At 55.4% G+C, this 23,157-nt stretch carries 21 protein-coding genes and 1 tRNA gene; 15 read left to right on the top strand and 7 right to left on the bottom strand.

The features are described from left to right. Window positions 1-17: 17 nt before the first annotated feature. The 3 genes from AC2FH9_RS00330 (at window position 18) to AC2FH9_RS00340 (ending at window position 2,221) form a co-directional block, all read left to right on the top strand. The gene (locus AC2FH9_RS00330; protein ID WP_271948061.1) at window positions 18-944 is read left to right on the top strand and encodes a methylenetetrahydrofolate reductase; all 927 of its coding nucleotides are present in this window, start codon (window positions 18-20) and stop codon (window positions 942-944) included. Between the two features lie 9 nt (window positions 945-953). Next, the gene (locus AC2FH9_RS00335; RefSeq protein ID WP_496691210.1) at window positions 954-2,015 is read left to right on the top strand and encodes a methyltetrahydrofolate cobalamin methyltransferase; all 1,062 of its coding nucleotides are present in this window, start codon (window positions 954-956) and stop codon (window positions 2,013-2,015) included. Between the two features lie 132 nt (window positions 2,016-2,147). After that, a tRNA-Gly gene (locus AC2FH9_RS00340) sits at window positions 2,148-2,221 on the top strand. A gap of 64 nt (window positions 2,222-2,285) precedes the next feature. Here AC2FH9_RS00340 and AC2FH9_RS00345 read toward each other — a convergent pair. Next, window positions 2,286-4,331 carry an ASKHA domain-containing protein gene (locus AC2FH9_RS00345; protein WP_496870405.1) on the bottom strand — a complete coding sequence of 682 codons (2,046 nt, stop codon included), beginning with the start codon at window positions 4,329-4,331 and terminating at the stop codon, window positions 2,286-2,288. 217 nt (window positions 4,332-4,548) lie between these two features. On the opposite strand from AC2FH9_RS00345, the gene guaB reads away from it, so the two are divergent. From guaB to AC2FH9_RS00360, 3 genes are all read left to right on the top strand, one after another. After that, window positions 4,549-5,997 (top strand): IMP dehydrogenase, encoded by a 1,449-nt coding sequence (guaB, locus tag AC2FH9_RS00350; protein ID WP_281972072.1) that lies wholly within the window; start codon window positions 4,549-4,551, stop codon window positions 5,995-5,997. A gap of 78 nt (window positions 5,998-6,075) precedes the next feature. Continuing rightward, window positions 6,076-7,233, top strand: a complete 1,158-nt coding sequence (locus tag AC2FH9_RS00355; RefSeq protein ID WP_496870406.1) for an RsmB/NOP family class I SAM-dependent RNA methyltransferase — start codon at window positions 6,076-6,078, stop codon at window positions 7,231-7,233. A 106-nt stretch (window positions 7,234-7,339) separates the two neighbouring features. Then, entirely contained in the window at window positions 7,340-9,631 is a 2,292-nt protein-coding gene (locus AC2FH9_RS00360; protein WP_496870407.1) for a hybrid sensor histidine kinase/response regulator, read from the top strand. A gap of 4 nt (window positions 9,632-9,635) precedes the next feature. Here the strand turns inward: AC2FH9_RS00360 and AC2FH9_RS00365 are convergent, their stop codons facing one another. After that, window positions 9,636-10,229 carry a sulfotransferase family 2 domain-containing protein gene (locus AC2FH9_RS00365; protein ID WP_496748916.1) on the bottom strand — a complete coding sequence of 198 codons (594 nt, stop codon included), beginning with the start codon at window positions 10,227-10,229 and terminating at the stop codon, window positions 9,636-9,638. A 192-nt stretch (window positions 10,230-10,421) separates the two neighbouring features. Between AC2FH9_RS00365 and recA the strand changes: the two genes are divergently transcribed. The 6 genes from recA (at window position 10,422) to AC2FH9_RS00395 (ending at window position 16,551) form a co-directional block, all read left to right on the top strand. Continuing rightward, a complete protein-coding gene (gene recA / locus AC2FH9_RS00370) occupies window positions 10,422-11,486 on the top strand; it encodes a recombinase RecA (RefSeq protein ID WP_142633714.1) in 1,065 nt (354 codons plus the stop codon). 175 nt (window positions 11,487-11,661) lie between these two features. After that, entirely contained in the window at window positions 11,662-14,334 is a 2,673-nt protein-coding gene (gene alaS / locus AC2FH9_RS00375) for an alanine--tRNA ligase (RefSeq protein ID WP_496870408.1), read from the top strand. Between the two features lie 4 nt (window positions 14,335-14,338). Continuing rightward, complete coding sequence (locus AC2FH9_RS00380) at window positions 14,339-14,626, top strand: DUF1330 domain-containing protein (protein ID WP_142633718.1); 288 nt, start codon at window positions 14,339-14,341, stop codon at window positions 14,624-14,626. Window positions 14,627-15,002: 376 nt separating this feature from the next. Next, the gene (locus tag AC2FH9_RS00385; RefSeq protein WP_496704921.1) at window positions 15,003-15,617 is read left to right on the top strand and encodes a transglutaminase-like cysteine peptidase; all 615 of its coding nucleotides are present in this window, start codon (window positions 15,003-15,005) and stop codon (window positions 15,615-15,617) included. Between the two features lie 123 nt (window positions 15,618-15,740). After that, entirely contained in the window at window positions 15,741-16,178 is a 438-nt protein-coding gene (locus AC2FH9_RS00390; protein WP_496870409.1) for a hypothetical protein, read from the top strand. A gap of 202 nt (window positions 16,179-16,380) precedes the next feature. Further along, entirely contained in the window at window positions 16,381-16,551 is a 171-nt protein-coding gene (locus AC2FH9_RS00395; RefSeq protein WP_185956608.1) for a hypothetical protein, read from the top strand. A 190-nt stretch (window positions 16,552-16,741) separates the two neighbouring features. Here AC2FH9_RS00395 and typA read toward each other — a convergent pair whose 3' ends face one another. Both typA and AC2FH9_RS00405 read right to left on the bottom strand, forming a co-directional pair. Next, entirely contained in the window at window positions 16,742-18,559 is a 1,818-nt protein-coding gene (gene typA, locus AC2FH9_RS00400; protein ID WP_271947178.1) for a translational GTPase TypA, read from the bottom strand. Window positions 18,560-18,635: 76 nt separating this feature from the next. Beyond that, entirely contained in the window at window positions 18,636-18,971 is a 336-nt protein-coding gene (locus AC2FH9_RS00405) for a DMT family transporter (protein WP_142633723.1), read from the bottom strand. A 174-nt stretch (window positions 18,972-19,145) separates the two neighbouring features. Between AC2FH9_RS00405 and AC2FH9_RS00410 the strand changes: the two genes are divergently transcribed. Beyond that, entirely contained in the window at window positions 19,146-19,277 is a 132-nt protein-coding gene (locus tag AC2FH9_RS00410) for a hypothetical protein (protein WP_271947174.1), read from the top strand. A gap of 54 nt (window positions 19,278-19,331) precedes the next feature. Here the strand turns inward: AC2FH9_RS00410 and AC2FH9_RS00415 are convergent, their stop codons facing one another. The 3 genes from AC2FH9_RS00415 to AC2FH9_RS00425 are packed head-to-tail and all read right to left on the bottom strand — an operon-like array spanning window position 19,332 to window position 21,384. After that, window positions 19,332-20,489: an HD domain-containing protein gene (locus AC2FH9_RS00415; RefSeq protein WP_496870410.1), complete on the bottom strand. Its 1,158-nt coding sequence runs from the start codon at window positions 20,487-20,489 to the stop codon at window positions 19,332-19,334. Beyond that, on the bottom strand, window positions 20,486-20,731 hold the full coding sequence (locus tag AC2FH9_RS00420) for a hypothetical protein (protein ID WP_142633727.1): 246 nt from the start codon (window positions 20,729-20,731) through the stop codon (window positions 20,486-20,488). The genes AC2FH9_RS00415 and AC2FH9_RS00420 overlap by 4 nt, the downstream gene beginning before the upstream one ends. After that, a complete protein-coding gene (locus AC2FH9_RS00425) occupies window positions 20,731-21,384 on the bottom strand; it encodes an alpha/beta hydrolase (RefSeq protein ID WP_142633729.1) in 654 nt (217 codons plus the stop codon). Before AC2FH9_RS00425 ends, AC2FH9_RS00420 begins: the two co-directional genes overlap by 1 nt. 178 nt (window positions 21,385-21,562) lie before the next feature. Between AC2FH9_RS00425 and iscR the strand changes: the two genes are divergently transcribed. Next, a complete protein-coding gene (gene iscR / locus AC2FH9_RS00430) occupies window positions 21,563-22,021 on the top strand; it encodes a Fe-S cluster assembly transcriptional regulator IscR (RefSeq protein WP_142633731.1) in 459 nt (152 codons plus the stop codon). A 48-nt stretch (window positions 22,022-22,069) separates the two neighbouring features. Next, window positions 22,070-23,149, top strand: coding sequence for a cysteine desulfurase family protein (locus tag AC2FH9_RS00435; RefSeq protein WP_496870411.1), 1,080 nt, complete (start codon window positions 22,070-22,072; stop codon window positions 23,147-23,149). Window positions 23,150-23,157 lie beyond the last annotated feature (8 nt).

Here is a 23,157-nt window from a genome sequence, read left to right on the forward strand (position 1 = left end):
CTATATGGGAGGCCGCTATGGCTTTGCTGAACTTCAAGAAACGTGATGCCGCCGAAAACGGTCCGGTAAATCCAACCGTCGAAGCCTTCCTGCAGGGCTATTCGATTGAGGTGATGCCGCGCACCGCCGAGAAGGTCGAGGATTTTCGCGCTTTGTTGCCTGAAGGCACACGCGTCTATATTGCCCATATCGAAGGCACTCCGATCGAAGACATGGTCAAGACCGCCAAGCGCATCGCGGCGGACGGCTATCCTGTTATGCCGCATTTCCCGGCGCGGATCATTAAAGACACGGCGACGCTGGAAAACTGGATTTCCATGTACCAGGGTGAAGCAGGTGTGGATCAGGCGCTGTTGCTGGCCGGTGGTGTCGCGAATCCTCATGGTGATTTCGACAGCTCGATGCAGCTGCTGGAAACTGGTTTGTTCGACAAGGCCGGGTTCAAGCGTCTGCACGTCGCGGGCCACCCTGAAGGCAACAAGGACATCGACCCTGACGGATCGACCAAGAATGTTGACGATGCGCTGCGTTGGAAACAGAAGTTCTCTGAGACCACGGATGCGGAAATGGCGCTGGCCACTCAGTTCGCCTTTGACGCCAAACCGATCATCGCCTGGGCCGACAGCCTGAAAGAGGCGGGGATCGACATTCCGGTTCATATCGGCATCGCCGGTCCGGCAAAACTGCAAACACTGATCAAATTCGCCATCGCCTGCGGCGTTGGTCCATCGCTGAAGGTTCTGCAAAAGCGCGCTATGGATGTGTCCAAGCTGCTGCTACCTTATGAGCCCACGGATGTGATCACCGAATTGGCCAACCACAAAGCGGCCAACCCTGATTTCAATATTACAAACGTACATTTCTTCCCGCTTGGCGGCATCAAGACCAACGCCAACTGGGCCATCAACAACGGCGGCGCTTCGGCAAAGCCTGTAAACTCCTAAGGATCGGACATGACCCGTACAGTCGTAGAATCAAAAACAAAAACCGCCGTCCTGGGCTTTGACGAACCGTTCTGCGTGATCGGTGAGCGGATCAACCCGACAGGCCGCAAGAAACTGGCGGCGGAACTGGAAGCAGGCGATTTTTCGACCGTCGAAAAGGACGCCCTCGCGCAGGTTGCGGCCGGTGCGACCGTTCTGGATATCAATGCGGGCGTTGTCTATAACTCGAACCCCAATCCGAACGAGACCGAGCCGCCGCTGATGCGCAAGATCGTTGAAATGGTGCAAGGGCTGGTCGAAGTGCCGCTGTGCATCGATTCATCGGTTCCCGGTGCTTTGGAGGCCGGTCTTGAGGCGGCAGAGGGCCGTCCTCTGTTGAATTCGGTCACGGGTGAAGAAGATCGTCTGGAGCTGGTTCTGCCACTGGTCAAGAAATACAATGTCCCTGTGGTGGCGATCTCAAATGACGATACAGGGATTTCGGAAGACCCCGATGTGCGGTTCGAAGTGGCCAAAAAGATTGTCGAACGGGCCGCTGATTTCGGCATCCCGGCCCATGACATCGTGGTCGATCCGCTGGTGATGCCTATTGGCGCAATGGCAACTGCCGGTCAGCAGGTGTTTGCTCTGGTTCGTCGTTTGCGTGAGGAACTGGGTGTGAACACCACTTGCGGGGCGTCCAATGTCTCGTTCGGCCTGCCGAACCGCCATGGTATCAACAACGCCTTCCTGCCGATGGCGATGGGCGCTGGCATGACCTCGGCGATCATGAACCCTGTTGCCTTGCCGGTTGGTCCAAAGAAACTGGCCGAGAAGAAGGCTGAAGTTGAGGCAAAGGGGATCATTCTGCCTGCGGATATGGATGACGAAACCTTCTGTCAGCTGTTTGGCCTGGGTTCGACCTTGCCGCGCGCCGGTAAAGAGATGGAGGCCATCCGCGCCGCCAACTTGCTGACCAATAACGATCCGCATGGCGGGGCTTGGATCAAGTTCAACAAAGCCCCCAGCGAAGCCGGTGCCGAAGGGACTGGAGGTGGTCGTCGCGGCGGTGGCCGTCGCCGTCGCGCATAAGCGTTATAAAACAACATGCTGGCCGGGTCTTTTGATCCGGCCTTTTTTGTTTGGCAAATGTGTTTCGTCTGAATGATCCGGGCCGAAACGCCTTGAACCCGATCTTGAACCGGTGCTATTCAAGACGCAGCTGCGGGTATGGTGAAAAGGTATCACACGAGCTTCCCAAGCTCTTGTTACGGGTTCGATTCCCGTTACCCGCTCCAAAATCTCTACATCCGGTCTGGCATCAGATAGCGCGACCATGGTCAGGCACATCGTCTGAAACGACTATGACCGTCTGCGACGCCGACGGCCGGATCTATCATCATCGCCGCCACCGGTGTTGAACGAGGGCGAGGGCAGGGTCGTCACTTTGGCCAATTCCGGGAATGGATCCGTCTTATGGGGGATCGCGTTCGCTGCCACGAAATGATCCTGAAACTTGGGCTCGATGGCGGTTTCAACCTTGGTGATTTCGCGCACTACGCGTTCAATCTCACTCCGCGATCCGATATTGCACAGTGCGATCCGGGCACCTGTACCGGCGGCGTTGCCCGCGCTTGAGACCTTGTTCAAGGGCGCATCGGGGATCATTCCCAGAACCATTGCATGTTTGGTCGAAATATGCGCGCCGAAGGCACCAGCAAGAACAATGCGGTCGACAGTATCCACGTTCATTTCGTCCATCAAAAGCCGCGCGCCTGCATAAAGCGCGGATTTCGCCAGTTGAATCGCGCGAATATCGCCCTGAGTGACTGTGATACGTGGGCCGCCTTCGGCGCTTGCGTCGTGGATCAGATAGGAATGGGTGCGCCCCTCGGGGACGTTGCGTGATGTGCCCGTTTGTTCTGCGGATCCGATCAGGCCGCTTTCATCCAGCAAACCCGCCATACGCATTTCCGCCACCGCTTCAATAATGCCTGATCCACAGATGCCACTGATGCCAGTGGTTGCGATGTCTTGATCAAAACCCTCTTCATCCGACCATTTCTCGGACCCGATGACGCGAAAACGGGGTTCTTTAGTGACAGGATCAATCTCGATCCGTTCGATCGCACCGGGGGCGGCACGCTGACCAGAGCTGATCTGCGCGCCTTCAAAGGCCGGGCCGGTCGGTGAGGAGCACGCCAGAACCCGGCTGGTATTGCCCAGCAAAATCTCAGCATTGGTGCCTACATCTACGATCAGAACCAGATCTTCGGATTTGCCGGGCTCTTCCGACAAGGCAACCGCCGCACAATCCGCACCCACATGACCCGCAATGCAGGGCAGGATGTAGACCTGCGCACGTGGGTTCATGTTGGTCAGATTCATTTCGCGCGCGGGCAAAGACATGCTTTCGGACGTAGCCAAGGCAAAGGGCGCTTGGCCCAGCTCGACCGGATCCAGCCCAAGCAGCAGATGGTGCATGACCGGGTTACAGACGAACACCGTTTCGACAATCAGGTTGGCGTCAATCCCGGCCTCATCCGCGATGGATGTTGTCAGATCGTTTATCGCTTCGCGAACGGCTCGGGTCATCTCTTTGTCGCCGCCAGGGTTCATCATCGAATAGGACACGCGGCTCATCAGGTCTTCGCCAAAGCGGATTTGGGGGTTCATCAGGCCTGAAGATGCCTTGACCTCGCCTGTGTCCAGATCGGTCAGGTGAGCTGCAATCGTGGTAGAGCCGAGGTCGATGGCCAGACCGAAAAGTCCGTTCTCGTGCAATCCAGGCCAGATTTCCACGATCCGTGCGACCTCGTCCTTGTGGCCTTTATGCACCGCAACGGTGACCTCCCACTTACCCTTGCGCAATATAGGCTGCAGTTTGGACAACAAGGAAAGATCAGCCGTAACGGCCTCGACGTTCCATTGCTCGCGCAGCGCGCGTTCCAGACGTTCCAGATCGCCGGTTGGTGAATGCATGTCGGGTTCTTCTACCGCAACAAAATACAGCCGGGTGGCCGGATCCATTGTGATGGCGCGTGCTGTGGCGGCCTTGCGTACGACCTGACGGTGCACCTGGCTTTCTGGTGGCACGTCGATCACCACATCCCCCTGAACCGTGGCCTGACATCCAAGACGGCGGCCGGGTTTCAATCCGCGCTTGTCGTCATAGCGCTGTTCAACCGCGTTCCATTCGCTTAGTGCACCGTCGGCTACGGTCACGCCGTGCTTGGGAAACTCGCCATAGCTTGGTGTGATCTGGCATTTCGAACAAATCCCGCGTCCACCGCAAACGGAATCCAGATCCACACCCAGTTGCCGTGCCGCAGTCAGAACCGGAGTGCCTACGGGAAAGTGCCCGCGTTTGCCCGATGGGGTAAAGACAACAAGAGGGTCGGTGGTCATGATTGGCCTGCCTTTTATATTCGCGCCTATGTCGGGCAAGATATGGTTTTGTACGCAAAGGGAAAGGCCATTCAGCGGCACGTTTTGTGTGCGTTGCGTCGTTTTTTGCCGCAGCACCGACCAGCAGGTAAAAACTAGTTTATGTCGGGGGCTTTTCCTTAGATGCAATCCATGCAATAGGGTCACCGTCAAACGGGCTTTTGCATGGGGTTAACAGATGCAGATTCGTGAGGCACTCACCTTTGACGACGTTCTTCTGGTTCCGGGCGCATCTTCTGTGCTGCCGGCCACGGCGGATACGACCACGCGCGTGACGCGGGAAATCACCATGAACATCCCGCTGCTCAGCTCGGCGATGGACACGGTGACCGAGGCGCGCATGGCCATCGCCATGGCGCAGGCGGGCGGCATCGGCGTGGTTCACAAGAACCTGTCGATCGAAGAGCAGGCCCGAGAGGTTCGGCGGGTCAAGAGATTTGAATCCGGTATTGTTTACAACCCGGTGACACTGCGGGTGGATCAGACGCTGGCGGACGCCAACGCGTTGGTGCAGCGTTATAACTTCACCGGCTTTCCCGTGGTGGACGAAGAAGGCCGCGTGGTCGGTATTCTGACCAACCGTGATATGCGTTTTGCGACTTCGGATGATACGCCGGTTCACGCGATGATGACCTCGGACAATCTGGCGATGCTTCAGGAACCCGCCGATCTGGAAGAGGCCAAAAGCCTGATGCGCGCGCGTCGGATCGAAAAGCTTCTGGTTGTGGACGGGGCGGGCAAGCTGACGGGTCTGCTGACTTTAAAAGATACTGAACAGGCGGTGCTGAACCCAACGGCCTGCAAAGACCGGTTGGGGCGTCTGCGAGTCGCGGCAGCGACGTCGGTTGGAGACTCTGGTTTCGAACGATCCGAACAACTGGTGGATTCCGGTGTCGACATTATCGTTGTAGACACCGCTCATGGGCATTCTCAAGGGGTGCTGGACGCGGTGAAGCGGGTCAAGACCCTGTCGAACGAGGTGCAGATCATTGCCGGTAACGTCGCCACTGGGGACGCAACCAAGGCGCTGATCGACGCAGGCGCGGATGCCATCAAGGTGGGGATCGGGCCGGGTTCGATCTGTACTACGCGGATGGTGGCCGGTGTGGGCGTGCCGCAGCTGACTGCGATCATGGATTGCGCCGCGGCCGCCGGCGATGTGCCGGTTATCGCGGATGGTGGTATCAAATTCTCGGGCGATTTTGCCAAGGCGATTGCGGCGGGTGCGTCCTGTGCCATGGTTGGCTCAATGATCGCCGGAACAGATGAAAGCCCGGGCGAAGTAATCCTGTATCAGGGCCGGTCGTTCAAATCTTATCGCGGCATGGGCAGTCTAGGCGCGATGGCACGCGGCTCTGCGGATCGCTATTTCCAGAAGGATGCCGCCAGCGACAAACTGGTGCCCGAAGGGATCGAAGGGCAGGTGCCTTACAAGGGCTCGGCCAGCGCGGTTGTGCATCAACTGGTCGGCGGCCTGCGCGCAGCCATGGGTTATACCGGCTGCGCCACGGTCGAAGAGATGCGAAAGAACTGCAACTTCGTCAGAATCACAGGGGCTGGCCTGAAGGAGAGCCATGTGCATGACGTGCAAATCACACGTGAAAGCCCGAATTATCGAGTGATGTAAATTGCCGGAACCTGAACTGCGGCGCCCCGGTGAGGGCGCCGCTTTGCGTTTTTGCCCTGCACTATAACGGAGAATGAAATGACCCCCGCCGCACGTGTTCAGGCCTCCATCGAAATTCTTGATCAGATTCTTTCAGGTGCCCCGGTCGAAAAGGCCCTGACAGGTTGGGCGCGGCGAAGCCGTTTCGCCGGTTCCAAAGACAGGGCTGCTATTCGCGACCACGTGTTTGGTGCTTTGCGGTGCAAAAGGTCATTTGCGGCGGCAGGTGGGGTGGAAACCGGTCGGGGGTTGATGATCGGCGCGATGCGCATGCAAGAAGTCGATCTGGATCAGATATTCAATGGCGAAGGGTACGCACCAGCCAGTTTGGATGAACACGAACAGGCTAAACCATGTGAATCCGACGCCCAGAAATACGACATACCGGAATGGCTTTGGCCAACCTTTCAAGAGTCTTTGGGTGATTTGACCCTTCCAGTGGCCGAGGCATTGCGCGCTCGGGCCCCGATTCATTTGCGGGTCAATCTGATTAAGTCGAGTGTCGATCAGGCGGTCTCGGTCTTGCTGGCGGACGGCATCCAAGCGAGGCCACATCCCGCTTGTTCGACCGCACTCGAAGTTGTCGAGGGCGAGCGGAAAATCTCAGGAAGCCGCGCCTATACTGATGGATTGGTCGAACTGCAGGATGCGGCGAGCCAGGCCGTCGTTGAATCATTGGACCTAAACCCCGGAATGCGGGTTCTGGACTATTGTTCCGGCGGTGGCGGCAAAGCCTTGGCCTTGGCCGCGCATCACGGTGTAGATGTGTTCGCGCATGACGTTAATGCGGCGCGAATGCGTGATTTGCCCGCCCGAGCCGAAAGAGCGGGTGCACAGATAACGCTCCTGACCAATGACGAGATCTCTGCGCAGGCACCATTCGACATTGTGCTGACGGATGCCCCCTGTTCAGGCAGCGGATCCTGGCGTCGCGCCCCGGCGGGAAAATGGTCTCTTACACAAGATGGACTGAACCGGCTTACGGAAACGCAGCGGACGATCCTTGATGATGTCGCGCCTTTGGTGGGGCCAGCGGGTGTTCTTGCATATGCAACATGTTCCATGCTCGAGGTCGAAAACGGTGCAGTGGTCGATGCGTTCGTGGCGGCGCACTCCGAATGGACCGAGAAGTTTCGCAAAACGTGGTATGTATCACACGGTACTGACGGGTTTTTCACGTCACACTTGACGCGGTAGTTGGCGGACAAATAGCAACCTAAAGGAGAATTGCTCACTTTGTTAGTTAAGTGGGCGTTAACCCTTTTGCGTTGGGTTACACCTAGCCCGGCAAGTTGAGTATTTAATGTCCGATACCGCAGATTTCTATTCTGACCCAAAGTTACGAAATACACCAAGTGGTTTGCGTCTAGCACCATTGGTTGCGCTAGGGGTGTTGCTCTCACTGCTGCCGCTGGCAGGAATCATTCCCCAAGCCTGGAATCTCGGCCTTGTGGTGGCAGGTGTGTCTTTGCTTTCTGCATCACTGTTGGTCGTGGTGAGGGCGCTGATTTCCGACGACTCGGTACGTCGAGAGCTTAGGGTTATGGAGGTTTTTGCCGAAGAAGAACTGTACCCTTGCGCGATTGCCAATGCACAGGGTGATGTTCTGATTTGCAATTCTCATGCCCGGGCTCAGCTCCATGTTTTTCCCGGCAACCGGCTGGATGAAGGTCTAAAGTCTATTTTTGCCAACCCGTCGGCAATTCTGCTGCGCCTGCAGTCTTTGGCCGAGATCCATGGCCGTGCAAGAGAAGACGTTGTCACTTTAGAGACAACCGTACCGATTTCTGTTCTCGGTATTGGGAAAAACTTTTTCTTTTGGCGGTTTCATCTGGATGGAACAGGTCAGTGGGATGCTGTGCCTGTGCCCATTTTGACCGAAGGCAGAAACGGAGCATTGCTGCGGATCAACGGGGCGGCGGAACAAATCCTGGGGCAACGACCCGACAACCTTGCACAGGTTCTGACTGGCGTGCAGCCCGAATTGGGTGAGGTTGTGCAGGTACAGACGGCACAGGGGCCAATTCCGGCTACGATGGCCGAACTGTCTCGGTCAGGAACCACGCGCGATCTGCTTATTCTACCGCTTGTTCGTGCACAGGAAAGTGGAATTGGCGCGTCATTTGTGGATCTTCCGGTCCCGGTAATGACCCTGTCTCCCGACGGGAGCATCCTTGAGGCCAACAGGCTGGCAACGCGTCTTGTCGGAAACATAGAGCCCGGAGAATCCAATGTTGTGCATATCATGCATGGTCTGGGGTATCCGGTTCTGGATTGGCTGAAGCAGGCTTCAAATGAGGGCGCCGTTTCACGATCTGAATTCCTGAGGCTGACACGGGAAGACCGCGAGATATTCGTACAGGTCACATTGAAACGTGTGCTGAGCGAGGGAGAAGTCAGACTGATTGCGGTTCTGAATGATGCTACCGAACTCAAGACTTTAGAGGCGCAATTTGTGCAGGGACAAAAAATGCAGGCCGTTGGCCAACTGGCTGGGGGTGTAGCGCATGATTTCAACAATTTGCTAACGGCGATTTCCGGACATTGCGATCTTCTGCTTTTGCGGCACGACCAGAATGACCCTGACTACGGGGATCTTGTACAAATCAATCAGAACGCAAACCGTGCTGCAGCTTTGGTGAGCCAACTGCTGGCCTTTTCGCGCAAACAGACTTTGCAGCCGGAAATCCTGGATCTCAGAGATACGATCTCAGACCTTATTCATCTGCTAAATCGTCTGGTCGGAGAAAAGATTAAGCTGACACTCAGCCACGATCCCGTTCTGAAAGCGGTTCGTGCGGATAAACGCCAGCTAGAGCAGGTGTTGATGAACCTTGTCGTAAATGCCCGCGATGCAATGCCTGAAGGTGGTGAGGTCAGGATCGAAACCGAAGTGGTCGTGCTGACAGAACGCTTCACAAGGGATCGCGCTACGGTACAACCTGGTGAATACGTCACCGTCAAAGTCATTGATAGCGGTACGGGGATTGCCCCCGATAAGCTACAGAAAGTGTTCGAGCCTTTCTTTACAACCAAACGCACGGGTGAAGGGACAGGTTTGGGCCTGTCGACTGTCTACGGAATTGTAAAGCAAACCGGTGGTTTTATTTTTGTCGACAGCATTCAGGGGAGAGGGACCGAGTTTATTATGTACCTGCCGGTTTCAACCGCCCCCAAAAAAACCGAGGCAGCGCCTGCGCAATCCCCTGAGAATCCAACGGTTCGCCAGGGTGAGGGTGTCGTGCTGCTGGTCGAAGACGAAGCCCCGGTTCGGGCCTTTGCGACCCGCGCACTGAGGTTGAAAGGCTACACTGTGCTCGAGGCCGATTCGGGAGAAGAGGCTCTGAGGCTTCTCGAAGATGGCACATTGAATGTCGACGCATTCGTCACCGATGTGGTCATGCCCGGATTGGATGGTCCGACCTGGGTTCGTATGGCTAAGCAGAACAGGCCAGATGTCCGGGTCATATTCATGTCTGGATACACAGAGGGTGCGTTTGGCGATTCCGGACCAGAGATTTCCGATTCAACTTTCCTGCCCAAACCATTTTCACTAAACCAACTGACCGAAGCTGTTTTTCAGCAGATCAATTAGGGTTTCAAAGTGCCGAGGCGTGGCAATCGAATTCCGCGGAGTGTGTGTTGCGGAACTTGGTCAATGTCTCTGCGCCCAGTGTTAGGTCTCGTGTGGGTGACACGTTTTCGCGTTGCAGCCGGATATCCATATTCAAGCGGTTTTGCAGGAAATCGAGAATTTTGTCCTGGTTTTCATATTTGAAGACATGGGTGGCGCCACGCCCGTTGTTGCGGGTGCGAAAAAATTGGCTCTGACTGCCGACATCGGCAAATTCAGGTCGGGGTGTGCGCATATAGGCCTGGATGAAATCATCAAAGCTCAGGTCATGTGTTGAATGCGGGTGGTCAAGACGCTCTTGGCGGCCGCGAAACCTGTACCAACTGCCCAGCCAATCGACCGGTTCACGAACAACCGCCATGATTTCCATCTCAGTATCGTACATTTTACGGAAAATGTTCTGGAAAAACCGATCATACCGGCGGACAGGTGCGTGTTTCAGATCTGGCGGATCGGTGACAACCAGATCGGCACGGTCCCGCAAAGCCGTATGATAAGCGGTGCTGCCGGTTTTTGGGACAGCCAGAAACGCAAGGCGTTCTTTATAAAAAACAAGCATTTATTCGTCCATCGGCAGTAATTATCTCCAGCTCAGATTGGCGTAAACGACTCCTTAATACAATTACAGAACAGTAAGTAATGTAAGTTTTAGTTGAAATGTTCTCTTTTTGGTCCCATAAGGAACAAGAGGCGAACAAAGCAGCGATTGCCGCCCGTTCAAGGGTGTGACAAAAGGGAAGGCGACAGGACAATGGCGGATCTTCTGACGATGAGCGACAAGAAAAACGCAGATAAGCAAAAGGCGCTCGACAGCGCGCTGGCACAGATCGAACGGCAGTTCGGCAAAGGCTCGATCATGAAGCTGGGCGAGGATTCCAAGCAGGACATCGACGCCAGTTCGACCGGATCGCTGGGTCTGGATATCGCACTGGGAATTGGCGGCCTGCCGATGGGCCGGATCGTTGAAATCTATGGCCCGGAAAGTTCGGGCAAAACTACGCTGACACTGCACTGCATCGCAGAACAGCAGAAACATGGCGGTGTATGCGCATTTGTCGATGCGGAACATGCGTTGGACCCGCAATATGCGCGCAAACTGGGCGTCGATTTGGACGAGTTGCTGATTTCGCAACCCGACACCGGCGAACAGGCGCTTGAGATTACCGATACGCTGGTCCGTTCGGGCGCGGTTAACATGGTCGTGGTTGACTCGGTCGCGGCGCTGACGCCGAAATCTGAACTCGAAGGCGATATGGGCGACAGCAGCGTTGGTGTGCAGGCCCGGCTGATGAGCCAGGCAATGCGTAAACTGACGGGTTCGATCAGCCGCTCGAACTGTATGGTGATCTTCATCAACCAAATCCGGATGAAAATCGGCGTGATGTTCGGCAGCCCGGAAACCACCACCGGTGGTAACGCCCTGAAATTCTACAGCTCGGTCCGTTTGGATATTCGTCGGATCGGTGCGATCAAGGACCGGGATGAGGTTGTTGGCAACCAGACCCGTGTGAAGGTCGTTAAAAACAAAGTGGCACCGCCCTTCAAGCAAGTTGAATTCGACATCATGTATGGCGAAGGCATCAGTAAAATGGGCGAGCTGCTGGATCTGGGCGTCAAGGCCGGTGTGGTCGAGAAATCGGGTTCGTGGTTCAGCTATGGTGATGAGCGGATCGGGCAGGGGCGTGAGAATGCCAAGCAGTATCTGCGCGACAACAACCGCATCGCGTTTGAGATCGAGGACAAGATTCGCGCGGCACATGGGCTGGAATTCGATGTGCCGCCCGGCGCGGAAGAGGATGATATCCTCGAGGCATAAGTGGTTCGGGAAGAAAGCGATTTTCGCAGCTCTTTCCTAAGAACGAACCATATTCCGAACAAGGCGGTCCGTCAGGGCCGCCTTGTTCCGTTCTGCGACGCTCGCCTGTGGACTATCCCGGGGGAGGCGGATAAACCCTTTTTGAAACAAACTGATTGCGCGCCGAGAGAGCCCTATGTCAACGTTGAACGAAATCCGATCGACCTTTTTGAACTACTTTGCCAAACAGGGGCACGAAGTAGTGGCATCCAGTCCCCTGGTGCCACGCAACGACCCGACATTGATGTTCGTCAACTCGGGTATGGTGCAATTCAAAAACCTGTTCACCGGTGTCGAAACCCGTGACTATCAGCGCGCGACGACAGCACAGAAATGTGTTCGGGCCGGTGGCAAGCACAACGACCTAGACAATGTCGGCTATACTGCGCGTCACCACACATTCTTTGAGATGTTGGGCAATTTTTCGTTCGGCGATTACTTCAAGCCCGAAGCAATTCCATTCGCATGGGAATTGATCACCAAGGAATTCGGTGTCGATAAAAACCGCCTTCTGACAACGGTTTACCACACCGATGACGAAGCGTTCGAGATGTGGAAGAAGGTGGGCGTCCCCGAAGATCGGATCATCCGTATCGCAACCAGTGACAATTTCTGGCAGATGGGACCGACCGGCCCGTGCGGTCCCTGCACCGAGATTTTCTACGACCACGGGGATCATATCTGGGGCGGCCCTCCTGGTTCGCCCGAGGAAGACGGTGACCGGTTCATCGAAATCTGGAACATCGTTTTCATGCAGAACGAACAGTTCGAGGACGGCTCGATGGTCGAGCTCGACATGCAGTCTATCGACACCGGGATGGGGCTGGAGCGGATTGGTGCCCTATTGCAAGGAAGCCATGACAATTATGACACCGATCTGTTCAAGACCTTGATCGAGGCCTCGGCGAGTGCCACCAATGTCGATCCCTATGGGAAACAAAACGTACATCACCGCGTGATTGCGGATCACCTGCGGTCGACCTCGTTCCTGATTGCAGACGGGGTAATGCCCAGCAATGACGGGCGCGGCTATGTGCTGCGGCGGATCATGCGTCGTGCGATGCGGCATGCGCATCTGTTGGGTGCGAAGGATCCGGTGATGTATCAGCTGGTGCCGACATTGGTCCAACTGATGGGTGCTCAGTACACCGAACTTGGCCAGGCTCAGTCGCTGATCGAAGAGACGCTGTTGCTGGAAGAAACCCGCTTTAAGCAAACATTGGATCGCGGCCTGAAGTTGTTGGATGACGAGGTCTCTGACTTGCCAGAGGGTGCGGCACTGTCTGGAGAGGCCGCTTTCAAGCTGTATGATACATACGGTTTTCCGCTTGATCTGACACAAGATGCACTGCGTGAAAAAGGCCGGACGGTTGATACTGACGGGTTTGATACGGCGATGGCCGAGCAAAAGGCCAAGGCACGCGCTGCCTGGGCTGGATCAGGGGAAGCAGCGGACCAAGCCGTTTGGTTTGACGTTCTGGATATCGCGGGCGCTACGGATTTTCTTGGATACGATACAGAAAAGGCTGAAGGACAGGTCGCGGCAATGGTCGTGGATGGCGCTTTGGTCGACAAGATCGAGACAGGTTGTTCCGGCTGGGTCGTTGCGAACCAAACCCCGTTTTATGGTGAATCCGGTGGTCAGATAGGCGACACCGGCGAAATTCGTCGTCTGGAAGAGCGTGATGATGTCGCGCGGGTCGAGGACACCCGGAAATTTGCGGATGGCAAAATCTATGCGCATCGGGTCACGGTCGATCACGGTACCTTGTCCAAGGGAGACGCAGTTGAGCTTGAGGTAGACCATGTTCGCCGCACCGCCATCCGGGCCAACCATTCGGCCACACATTTGCTGCACGAAGCATTGCGGGAAACACTGGGTGACCACGTTGCGCAGCGCGGTTCTTTGAATGCGGCTGACCGGCTGCGGTTCGACTTTAGCCACGCGAAGGCGATGAACCCCGAGGAAATTCGGCAAGTTGAACGCTCGGTCAACGCTTTCATCCGCCAGAACTCGACCGTCGAGACCCGGATCATGACACCGGATGATGCCCGGGAACTGGGTGCGCAGGCCCTTTTTGGTGAGAAATACGGCGACGAAGTTCGCGTGGTTTCGATGGGCAAAGCGCCAACTGGCAAAGGCCAGGATGGTGAGACCTGGTCGATCGAACTGTGTGGTGGAACGCATGTTCGCCAGACCGGTGATATTGGCGCGCTAGTTGTATTGGGGGATAGCGCCAGCAGTGCCGGTGTCCGGCGGATCGAAGCGCTTACCGGTGACGAAGCCATGGTTTACCTGACCGACCAGGACCAACGTTTGGGGCAGATCGCATCTGAACTGAAAGCGCAACCTGATGACGTTGTATCTCGTGTCAAAGCTCTGTTGGATGAACGTAAATCCCTTCAAAATGAAGTTGCGCAGCTGCGCCGCGATCTCGCGATGGCTGGTGGTTCGGGGCAGGGCGGTAGCGCTGAGGCCAAAACGGTAAACGGTATCTCGTTCCTGGCTCAATCCCTTACTGGCGTATCTGGCAAGGACTTGCCCGCGTTGATCGACGAACACAAAAGCCGACTTGGATCGGGTGCTGTGTTGCTGATAGCGGATACGGGCGGCAAAGCAGCCGTCGCGGCCGGTGTCACAGCTGATTTGACGGATGCAATCTCGGCCGTGGATCTGGTTCGGGCGGCGGTTGCTGAACTTGGTGGAAAAGGTGGCGGTGGACGCCCTGATATGGCGCAGGGTGGTGGCAAGGACGCTTCGAATGCTGATGCCGCGATCAAGGCTGCAGAGAATATTCTTGGAGGTTAACAAAATGTCCGCACTTTGGATTGCACATGTCAGTGTTACTGACGCCGAATCCTATGGAAAATATGCCGAGCTCGCCGGGCCAGCGATTGCCAAACACGGTGGTGCGTTTATCGCGCGTGCTGCGCGATACGTGCAGTTGGAAGGCAAAGAACGGCCGCGCAACGTTGTCGCCAAATTCCCCTCATTGGAAGCCGCTGTAGAGTGTTATAATTCGGTGGAATATCAGCAAGCACTGGATCACGCGCGTGGTGCAAGTGAGCGGGAATTGGTGGTCGTAGAGATCACAGATTAGAATCACCCCGTGCGATCAGGGATTTAATACCCCTGTCAGCTTATTCATTGGGCGGTTTTCAGCCAAAAGATAGCCGCCCAATTATGACGTTGCGGCAAGCGTCGACCTGAAGTCCCATAAATATTTTATTTACAAGTGGTTAGCGGGTCTTGATGTCGGGCCTGCCAAGGGGTTCGTGTTTCGAATGTGGCGAGCAGCGCCAGATTCTTACCCAAAAATGCCATTTTCAATGACGGAATTCCGCCTCTTTTAGTTGCAAGATTTGAGACAGATTGCACAATTAGGCGTGTTTACCGATAGTTTCGGAAAACGGAATATGGTCCTGTTTTGCGGCAATCGCAGGGAAAACACGGATCGAGGGACAGGCATGGCGACCATGGGTACGGAATTTAGGGCCGTTAATGCGCGGATCTGGACTGGTTTTGGTAGAACTTTAGGAATCCTCGCATTGGCGTTGGGGTCTTCGGTTGTGGCACCAGATGCGCAAGCGCGGGAAGGCAACTTCATCCGCACAGTCGCATCTTCGCCCCCGCCGTCTGGAGCGCGGCAACTGTGCCGTCAATACTCTTGGGCATGTTCCAGCAAGGCTTCGAATTCAATGTCGAGCCAGCAAGAGATGCAGATCATCAAAAAGGTCAACCGCCAGGTAAACGCAACCACCCGCTCGGTTACTGATCAGGCCCAATATAGAACTCGGGAACGTTGGGCACTGCCGACTTCGCGCGGTGGGGATTGCGAAGACTTTGCTCTGTTGAAGAAAAGGGATCTTATCCGTGCGGGCGTCGATCCGAACAAACTTTTGATCGCGACTGTACTGGATACGCAGCGAAATTCTCATGCGGTTTTGGTTTATCGCTCGGTCAATGGCGATCTGGTTCTGGATAACGTAACCAACCGCATCAAACCCTGGTCGGCGACACGATATCTGTTTCTGCGGATGCAGGACCCTCGGCGGCCCAGTAAATGGGTCGGGGTCTTCGGCAGAAGCTGAGGAAAGCTAATCTTAGCTGGTTAGAATGCAAAAATGGCGAAGCAGCAGCTTCGCCATTTTCTGTAGTACTAAATTAGCTTACTTAGGGTTGCCCGGATTGTTGGTACCGTTCGGGTTCTGAGATTGGCCGCCTGGATTGGTTCCGTCGCTATGGCCAGAACGGTTGCCCTTGGGTCCACCGTCACCACCTTCGCCGCCGTCACCACCTTCGCCGCCGTCACCACCTTCGCCGCCGTCGCCACCTTCGCCGCCGTCGCCACCTTCGCCGCCGTCGCCACCTTCGCCGCCGTCACCACCTTCGCCGCCGTCGCCACCTTCGCCGCCGTCGCCACCTTCGCCGCCGTCACCACCTTCGCCGCCGTCACCACCTTCGCCGCCGTCGCCGCCGTCACCACCGTCGCCGCCGTCGCCGTCATCACCATCGTCGCCGTCGTCACCATCGCCGCCACCGCCACCGCCACCGCCGCCGCCGGTACCACCGCCCCCGCCGCCACCGCCGGTACCACCGCCGCCGCCGCCGGAACCACCACCGCCATTTTCATCAGCAGGGCCGTCTCCTGATCGTTGCTCATTTCCGAGAATAGATGCGGTTGGAAAGTCAGTTAGAACTGCTGCAAAAGCTGGGCAACTCTCCAATGTACGGGACAAGATGTCCTCGAAATCTGAGCGTCGCTGCAAATAGCGAAGCATCCGGGCGTCTACAACAGAACATGCACAAAGCGTTTCAGTCGATACCGACTGTTTGGCTGTTCGTATTGTACACATGTCTGAAGCTGAAGCGGATACAGCTGAAATAACTGGGAATGTTGCTGAAACAAATACTATTGAAAGTAAGCGAGACTTAATGCGCATGGCGCTACTCCTTGATACTCATTACTCAAAACTTGGCAGGCAAACAGGTGCCATACTTTGGACACAAATACATCCCTTTTGAGCCAGAATTACAAGTTTCCTAAAATTGTGAATGTTAAAAGTGAAACAACTTAAAGAAGAAAGTGTAGGTAAAACAAAAAGAAGGCCCGCTTTGAGAGCGAGCCTTCCAGGATGGGCCTTAATACGCGTGTGCGCAAATATGTCACGATTGTGTTATTGTTTCCAATCTGTGAACTGCATCACTGCAATGATCAGGCAGATCTTGCCATACGCTTGCGCTCGTGCGGATCCAGAAAGCGTTTGCGCAGACGGATTGCGTTCGGGGTCACTTCGACAAGTTCGTCATCGTCGATATAGGCGATCGCCTCTTCCAACGAGAACTGAATATGGGGTGTCAGGCGCACAGCGTCATCCGATCCGCTGGCCCGGACGTTGGTCAGCTTTTTCCCCTTCAGCGGGTTAACCTCAAGATCGTTGTCGCGCGAATGCTCGCCGATAACCATACCCTGATATACATCGGTCTGAGGGCCAACAAACATGCGGCCACGCTCTTCGAGGTTCCAAAGGGCATAGGCAACTGCCTGTCCGTTCTCCATCGAGATCAGAACGCCTGCGCGGCGGCCCGGAATTTGCCCTTTATGCGGTGCCCAGTCGTGGAACACACGGTTCAAAACGCCAGTACCGCGTGTATCTGTCAGGAATTCACCGTGATATCCGATCAACCCGCGTGACGGCACATGGGCGATGATGCGGGTTTTGCCTGTACCAGCAGGCCGCATCTCGGCCAGTTCACCTTTGCGGACACCTGTTATCTTTTCAATGACCGAGCCAGAATACTCGTCATCCACGTCAATGGTGACTTCTTCGATGGGCTCCAGGCGCTGACCGTCTTCTTCGCGGAACAGGACCTGTGGGCGAGAGATGCTCAGCTCGAACCCTTCGCGGCGCATGTTTTCGATCAGAACACCCATCTGCAATTCGCCGCGTCCCGCAACTTCGAAGGCCTCACCGCCCGGCGTGTCGGTAATGCGAATGGCGACGTTTGATTCTGCTTCTTTCATCAAACGGTCGCGAATGACACGGGACTGAACCTTTTTACCGTCTCGGCCGGCAAGGGGCGAATCGTTGATACCAAAGGTCACTGTGATTGTCGGCGGGTCGATCGGCTGCGCAGGCAGAGCGTCTTCGACCTGTGGGGCAACAAGCGAGTCTGCCACGGTCGCTTTGCTCATACCTGCGATGGTAACGATATCGCCCGCCTCGGCCACATCAATGGGTTGCTGCCCCAAACCGCGGAAAGCCAGGATTTTTGAGGCGCGGAAGTTCTCGATAAGTGTTCCATCCCGGCTGAGCGCCTTGAGGGTGTCACCTGCCTTGAGCGTACCACTTTCGACACGGCCAGTCAGAATGCGACCGATGAACGGGTCGCTGCCCAGTGTCGTGGCAAGCATCCGGAAGGGTTCGTCCTTGCGTTCGATCTGTTTGGGAGCAGGGACGTGGTCAACGATCAGGTCGAACAGTGCTGACAGATCCTTGCGGGGTCCTTCCAGCTCCATATCTGCCCAGCCCGACCGGCCTGAGGCGTACATTGAAGGGAAATCAAGCTGATCGTCATCCGCACCAAGGTTTGCGAACAGATCAAAGCATTCGTCCAGCGCGCGGTCTGGTTCGGCGTCGGGCTTGTCGACTTTGTTCAGCACCACAATCGGACGCAGACCCAGCGCCAGCGCCTTGGAGGTCACGAATTTGGTCTGCGGCATTGGACCTTCGGCAGCATCGACCAGCAGGACAACGCCGTCGACCATGCTGAGGATGCGTTCAACCTCGCCGCCGAAATCGGCGTGGCCCGGCGTGTCGACAATATTGATCCGCGTGCCTTTCCACTCCACCGAAGTGGCCTTTGCAAGGATGGTGATACCACGCTCACGCTCGAGGTCATTGCTGTCCATGGCGCGTTCTGCGACAGCCTGATTTTCCCGGAACGCACCGGATTGTTTTAGCAGCTCATCGACCAGCGTTGTTTTGCCGTGGTCCACGTGAGCGATGATTGCGATATTGCGCAGGTCCATGAGAGGTCAGCCTTTGAACGGGAAGTTGACGCGCGCATAACGCGGCTCGGCGAAATATGCCAGCCCTAACCGATCGTCAGTGTCCTGCTGTACCGGAAAAGAGGTGTATGATTAGTATTCCACCCAAAATCATGCTGAGTCCAGCAATCCCGGGTAAATCCAGCCTCTGACCAAAGACAATGAAACCGATGATGGCAATCAGCACGATTCCAAGACCGGACCAGATTGCATAGACGATACCAACCGGCATGTATTTGAGCGTGAGGGCCATCAGATAAAAGGCAATTCCATAGCCAACAACCACAAGCACTGACGGCCAGAACCGGCTGAATTGCTGGCTGGCCTGAAGTGCAGTTGTACCAATCGTTTCGGCAACAACTGCCAACAGCAGTAGAAGATATGCTTTGGGCACGGTGGTCTCGCATTCAATAAGGTTGCATTGGGTTGAGCACGAAATGACCGATACGCGCAAGCGATAGCAGGAGTTTACAGGCATCCGTCAGGGGTCAGGATTACCCGACTATGTGGATTTTCGGCAATGTGATACTTTGTCCGGGTTTTATCGTGTTTTTTTATGAGTATCGCCATGACGAAATTTGCAAAATACGTCATCGCTCTTTCGGCACTTATTGTTGCGCTTGGGTGGCTTGCTGGCGGGGGGTCCGTCGAAACAAAAGCAGCCCGAAATGTTGAGCGATTGATTGGTACATCGGTTTAAGCGACTGCCGAATACAGGAAAAAGGGGTGTTATGCTCCTTTTTCCGCTGTGTTTTCAGCCTTCTGCAGTCTCAGAAAAGTAACCCCGAAGCAACGGATCCAGCCATGCCCACAGGGCTGGTGCACCGGGAATAATCACCGTGCCCACACGGCTGTGGATTTGTTCGTATGTGACGTTGTAATCAATCCAGGAACCGCCTCCTGTCTCGAGGTTGCCAACCGGGGTTTGGAAGCGATCAATCGCTTTGGCGAAACAGGCATCGGGGCTTTCAGCCTGTTCAAACTCCTGCCAGATCGACATGAATTCTTGATTTTGCACCTCTGGGAGCATTCCAAACAACCTTTGCGCCGCAGCAAGTTCCTCGGCGGCTTGTGCCGCGTGGTCGACCTGCCCATGAATTGGGTGATCACCGGCGTCAATTTCAACAATGTCGTGCAGCAAAAGCATTCTGAGGGCGCGGTTTACAGAAACGGAAGGGGCTGCATATTCGGACAGGACCCAGGCAAAAAGCATGATGTGCCAGGAATGTTCGGCTGAATTCTCAAACCGGTTATCATAGAGCAGACGCGATGCGCGCTGAACCGATTTGAGTTGGTCAGTTTCGGACAAGAAACCCAAACGCAAAGAAAGCTCGGAGGTTTCGAGTTTGCCTCCATTCAGCAGTGCTTGGGCAAGATTATATGCGTCCGGGAAAGCTTGTTGCAGATAGGCAGCGCGACCTTGTTTCAGGTTGTCATTCACGACAGCTAAATGCTCTGGGTTTGGCCGTTCTGCACACAGCACCTGAAACATCGGTTGCGACCGATCCAGAATCTTGGCGAATTTCGCGTCCGGAGTGGTGTCGGCCTCGAATTCTTGCCAAAGAGCCAGAAACGTCGTGGCCTGATCAGCAGGCAGCATGCCAAACAGCTCTTCAGCAGCTGTTTGTTCCGCCAATTCCAGTGCTTTCCAATCTGTTTTCAGGTGAATCGGGTGATCGCCTACGATGATTTCGACCAGATCATGCAGCAGTAGCATTTTGATCACGCGGTCGATATTCACGTCTGGCCCGGCAACGGGTTCCAAAACCAGGGCCCAAAGCGCCAGTTGCCAACTATGCTCAGCCGCGTTCTCTGGGCGAGACTGATCCAACAAGGCGTTGGCACGATTGACAGATTTCAACCTGTCCGCGCGTTTAAGAAAGTCGATTTGCGCGGACAGTCTTTGCGTCATTGTTTTTCTATAGCTTTCAGTTTTGACCGATGTTCGGTCAATTTTTCGACGACAAACTTGCGGGCCTTACGTTCGGCCATCCGGACACGGATCTCGGTCAGGAATGCTTCTTCCAATGTTTGTGAGGACGCCCCGATCACTTCGCCAACTTCCATGAAGAAGCGGTCGTTTCCTGTTTCGTCCATCACTTTCATTGTGTCTTCGGCCAGCTTGGAAGCAAGCCTGATGATCGTGTCGGACATTAGCGCGTGTTCTCTGTCAGCCGCCGTTTCACATAGTCACTTACATCAGTGATCAGCGTATCCATGTGGCGATCCTGAAAGAAGTGGTCAGCACCCTCAACTTCGTTATGGGTGATTGTGATGCCCTTCTGTTCATGCAGCTTGTTAACCAATGCAGTGGTGTCTGCAGGCGGGGCTACCCGATCAGAGGATCCGTTGATAATCAGACCCGAAGAGGGGCAGGGCGCCAGGAACGAGAAATCATACATGTTGGCTGGCGGAGAAACGCTGATGAAACCGGTTATCTCAGGGCGGCGCATAAGCAGTTGCATCCCGATCCAGGCTCCGAACGAGAACCCTGCGACCCAGCAGTGTTTCGAATTGTTGTTCATCGACTGCAGGTAGTCCAGTGCCGATGCCGCATCACTCAGCTCGCCTACGCCCTGGTCATATTCGCCCTGGCTGCGGCCAACACCGCGAAAGTTGAACCGCAACACAGTGAAACCCATGTTGTAGAACGCATAGTGCAGATTATAGACCACCTTGTTGTTCATGGTCCCGCCAAATTGAGGATGCGGGTGCAACACGATGGCGATCGGTGCGTCTTTTTCCTTTTGCGGGTGGTAGCGGCCTTCCAGGCGGCCTTCGGGTCCGGGAAAAATCACCTCGGGCATGTGTGCATAGGTCCTGTCTTTTTCTTCTGGGTGTCCGGAAATACTTGACGATAATCGTCGGACACCTTAGAACGGTTCTAATTGTGATAGTCGGCGCAAGGGCGCTGTCAGTCGGAGATACGCACTGGCAGCGGCGGCGTCAATGATTTCGCGCGTTAACTGCCATAAGGGAATGAGAATGAAGCTTTCGACCAAGGGTCGTTACGCGATGGTGGCCTTGGCTGATATCGCTCTTCAGTCTTCTGACGGACTGGTAACGCTGAGCGAAATTTCCGAACGGCAGGACATCTCGTTGCCTTATCTTGAACAGCTGTTCGTAAAGCTGCGCCGGGCCGAGCTTGTCTCGTCAGTGCGCGGTCCGGGCGGAGGTTATCGGTTGGCGCGCCCTGCGTCGGAAATCCGTGTAGTCGAAATTCTGTCCGCCGTCGACGAAACTGTAGACGCGTTGAAAAAAGGGGCAGGGGCATCCGGGGCCTCATCGGGCAGTCGTGCGCAATCGCTGACCAACCGATTGTGGGAAGGGCTGAGTGCCCATGTTTATGTGTTTCTGCATCAAACGCGGCTTTCTGATGTGATCAGGAACGACTTGGCGCCCTGTCCGGCTGTTCCTAATCTGTTTGCGGTCGTGGACGAGTAAGATGAATTTGCTTTGTCCAAGTCCCTTAGGCTGCCAAAAGGTGCATCCATGAATCGTGTTTATCTGGATCATAACGCCACAACGCCAATTCGCCCCGAAGCGCGCGATGCGATGATCACGGCAATGGATCAGATCGGTAACCCTTCGTCGGTTCACGCTGAAGGACGAGGGGCAAAGGCCATGGTCGAGCGTGCACGGGCGCAGGTGGCCGAAGCTGTCGGGTGCCGACCGCAGGAAGTTATTTTCACCTCAGGTGCGACCGAAGCGGCTCGGGTCCTGCAGAATAGACCGAATAATTGCGATGTGTTCGTCGATGCAACGGCGCATGACGCGCTTTGGTCGCATCTTGATCTATCGAACTGCAACGAACGCCCGTTCGGACCTGGTCACATCTTAGCAATGGGGTTGGCGAATTCGGAAACAGGTATCGTTACCTTGCCACCGAAAAAGGTCGAAGGTCAGTGGCCCTATGGCGCACGGCGCGCCGATTGGTTGTTGCTGGATATTACACAGGCTGTTGGCCGTATTCCCTTTTCCTTCGCCTGGAGCGATGCGGATATGGCGGTTCTTTCGGCGCATAAAATCGGCGGTCCTAAGGGTGTTGGCGCCCTGATCCTAAAACAAGGGCTGGACATCAACCCGCTTGCGGTTGGCGGCGGGCAGGAAATGGGCCGGCGCTCCGGGACGGAAAACGTTGTTGGAATCGCGGGTTTTGGTGCCGCTGCCGAGGCCGCAGTGAAAGATCTGGCTAACGGTGTTTGGGAAAATGTTACTAAATTTAGAAATATTCTAGAGAACACACTTGAGGCCGGATCGAAAGCGACTATTTTTGTCGGGAAAGATCAGGAGCGACTCCCCAACACTTTGTGTTTTGCAACTCCCGGATGGAAAGGGGAGACGCAGGTTATGCAGATGGATCTGGCTGGATTTGCGATCAGCGCAGGATCGGCCTGTTCAAGTGGCAAGGTAAAGACCAGCCGAGTTCTAACGGCAATGGGATATGACGAGGTAACGGCAGCCAGCGCAATTCGCGTATCGCTCGGCCCTTGGACAACAGAAGATGATGTGCTGCGTTTCGCGGATACGTGGCTGGAAAAAGAGAAAAAGCATCGCGCGCGTGCCGCGTGATCTGACGG

The organism is Ruegeria sp. CDSC081, from assembly GCF_059610485.1.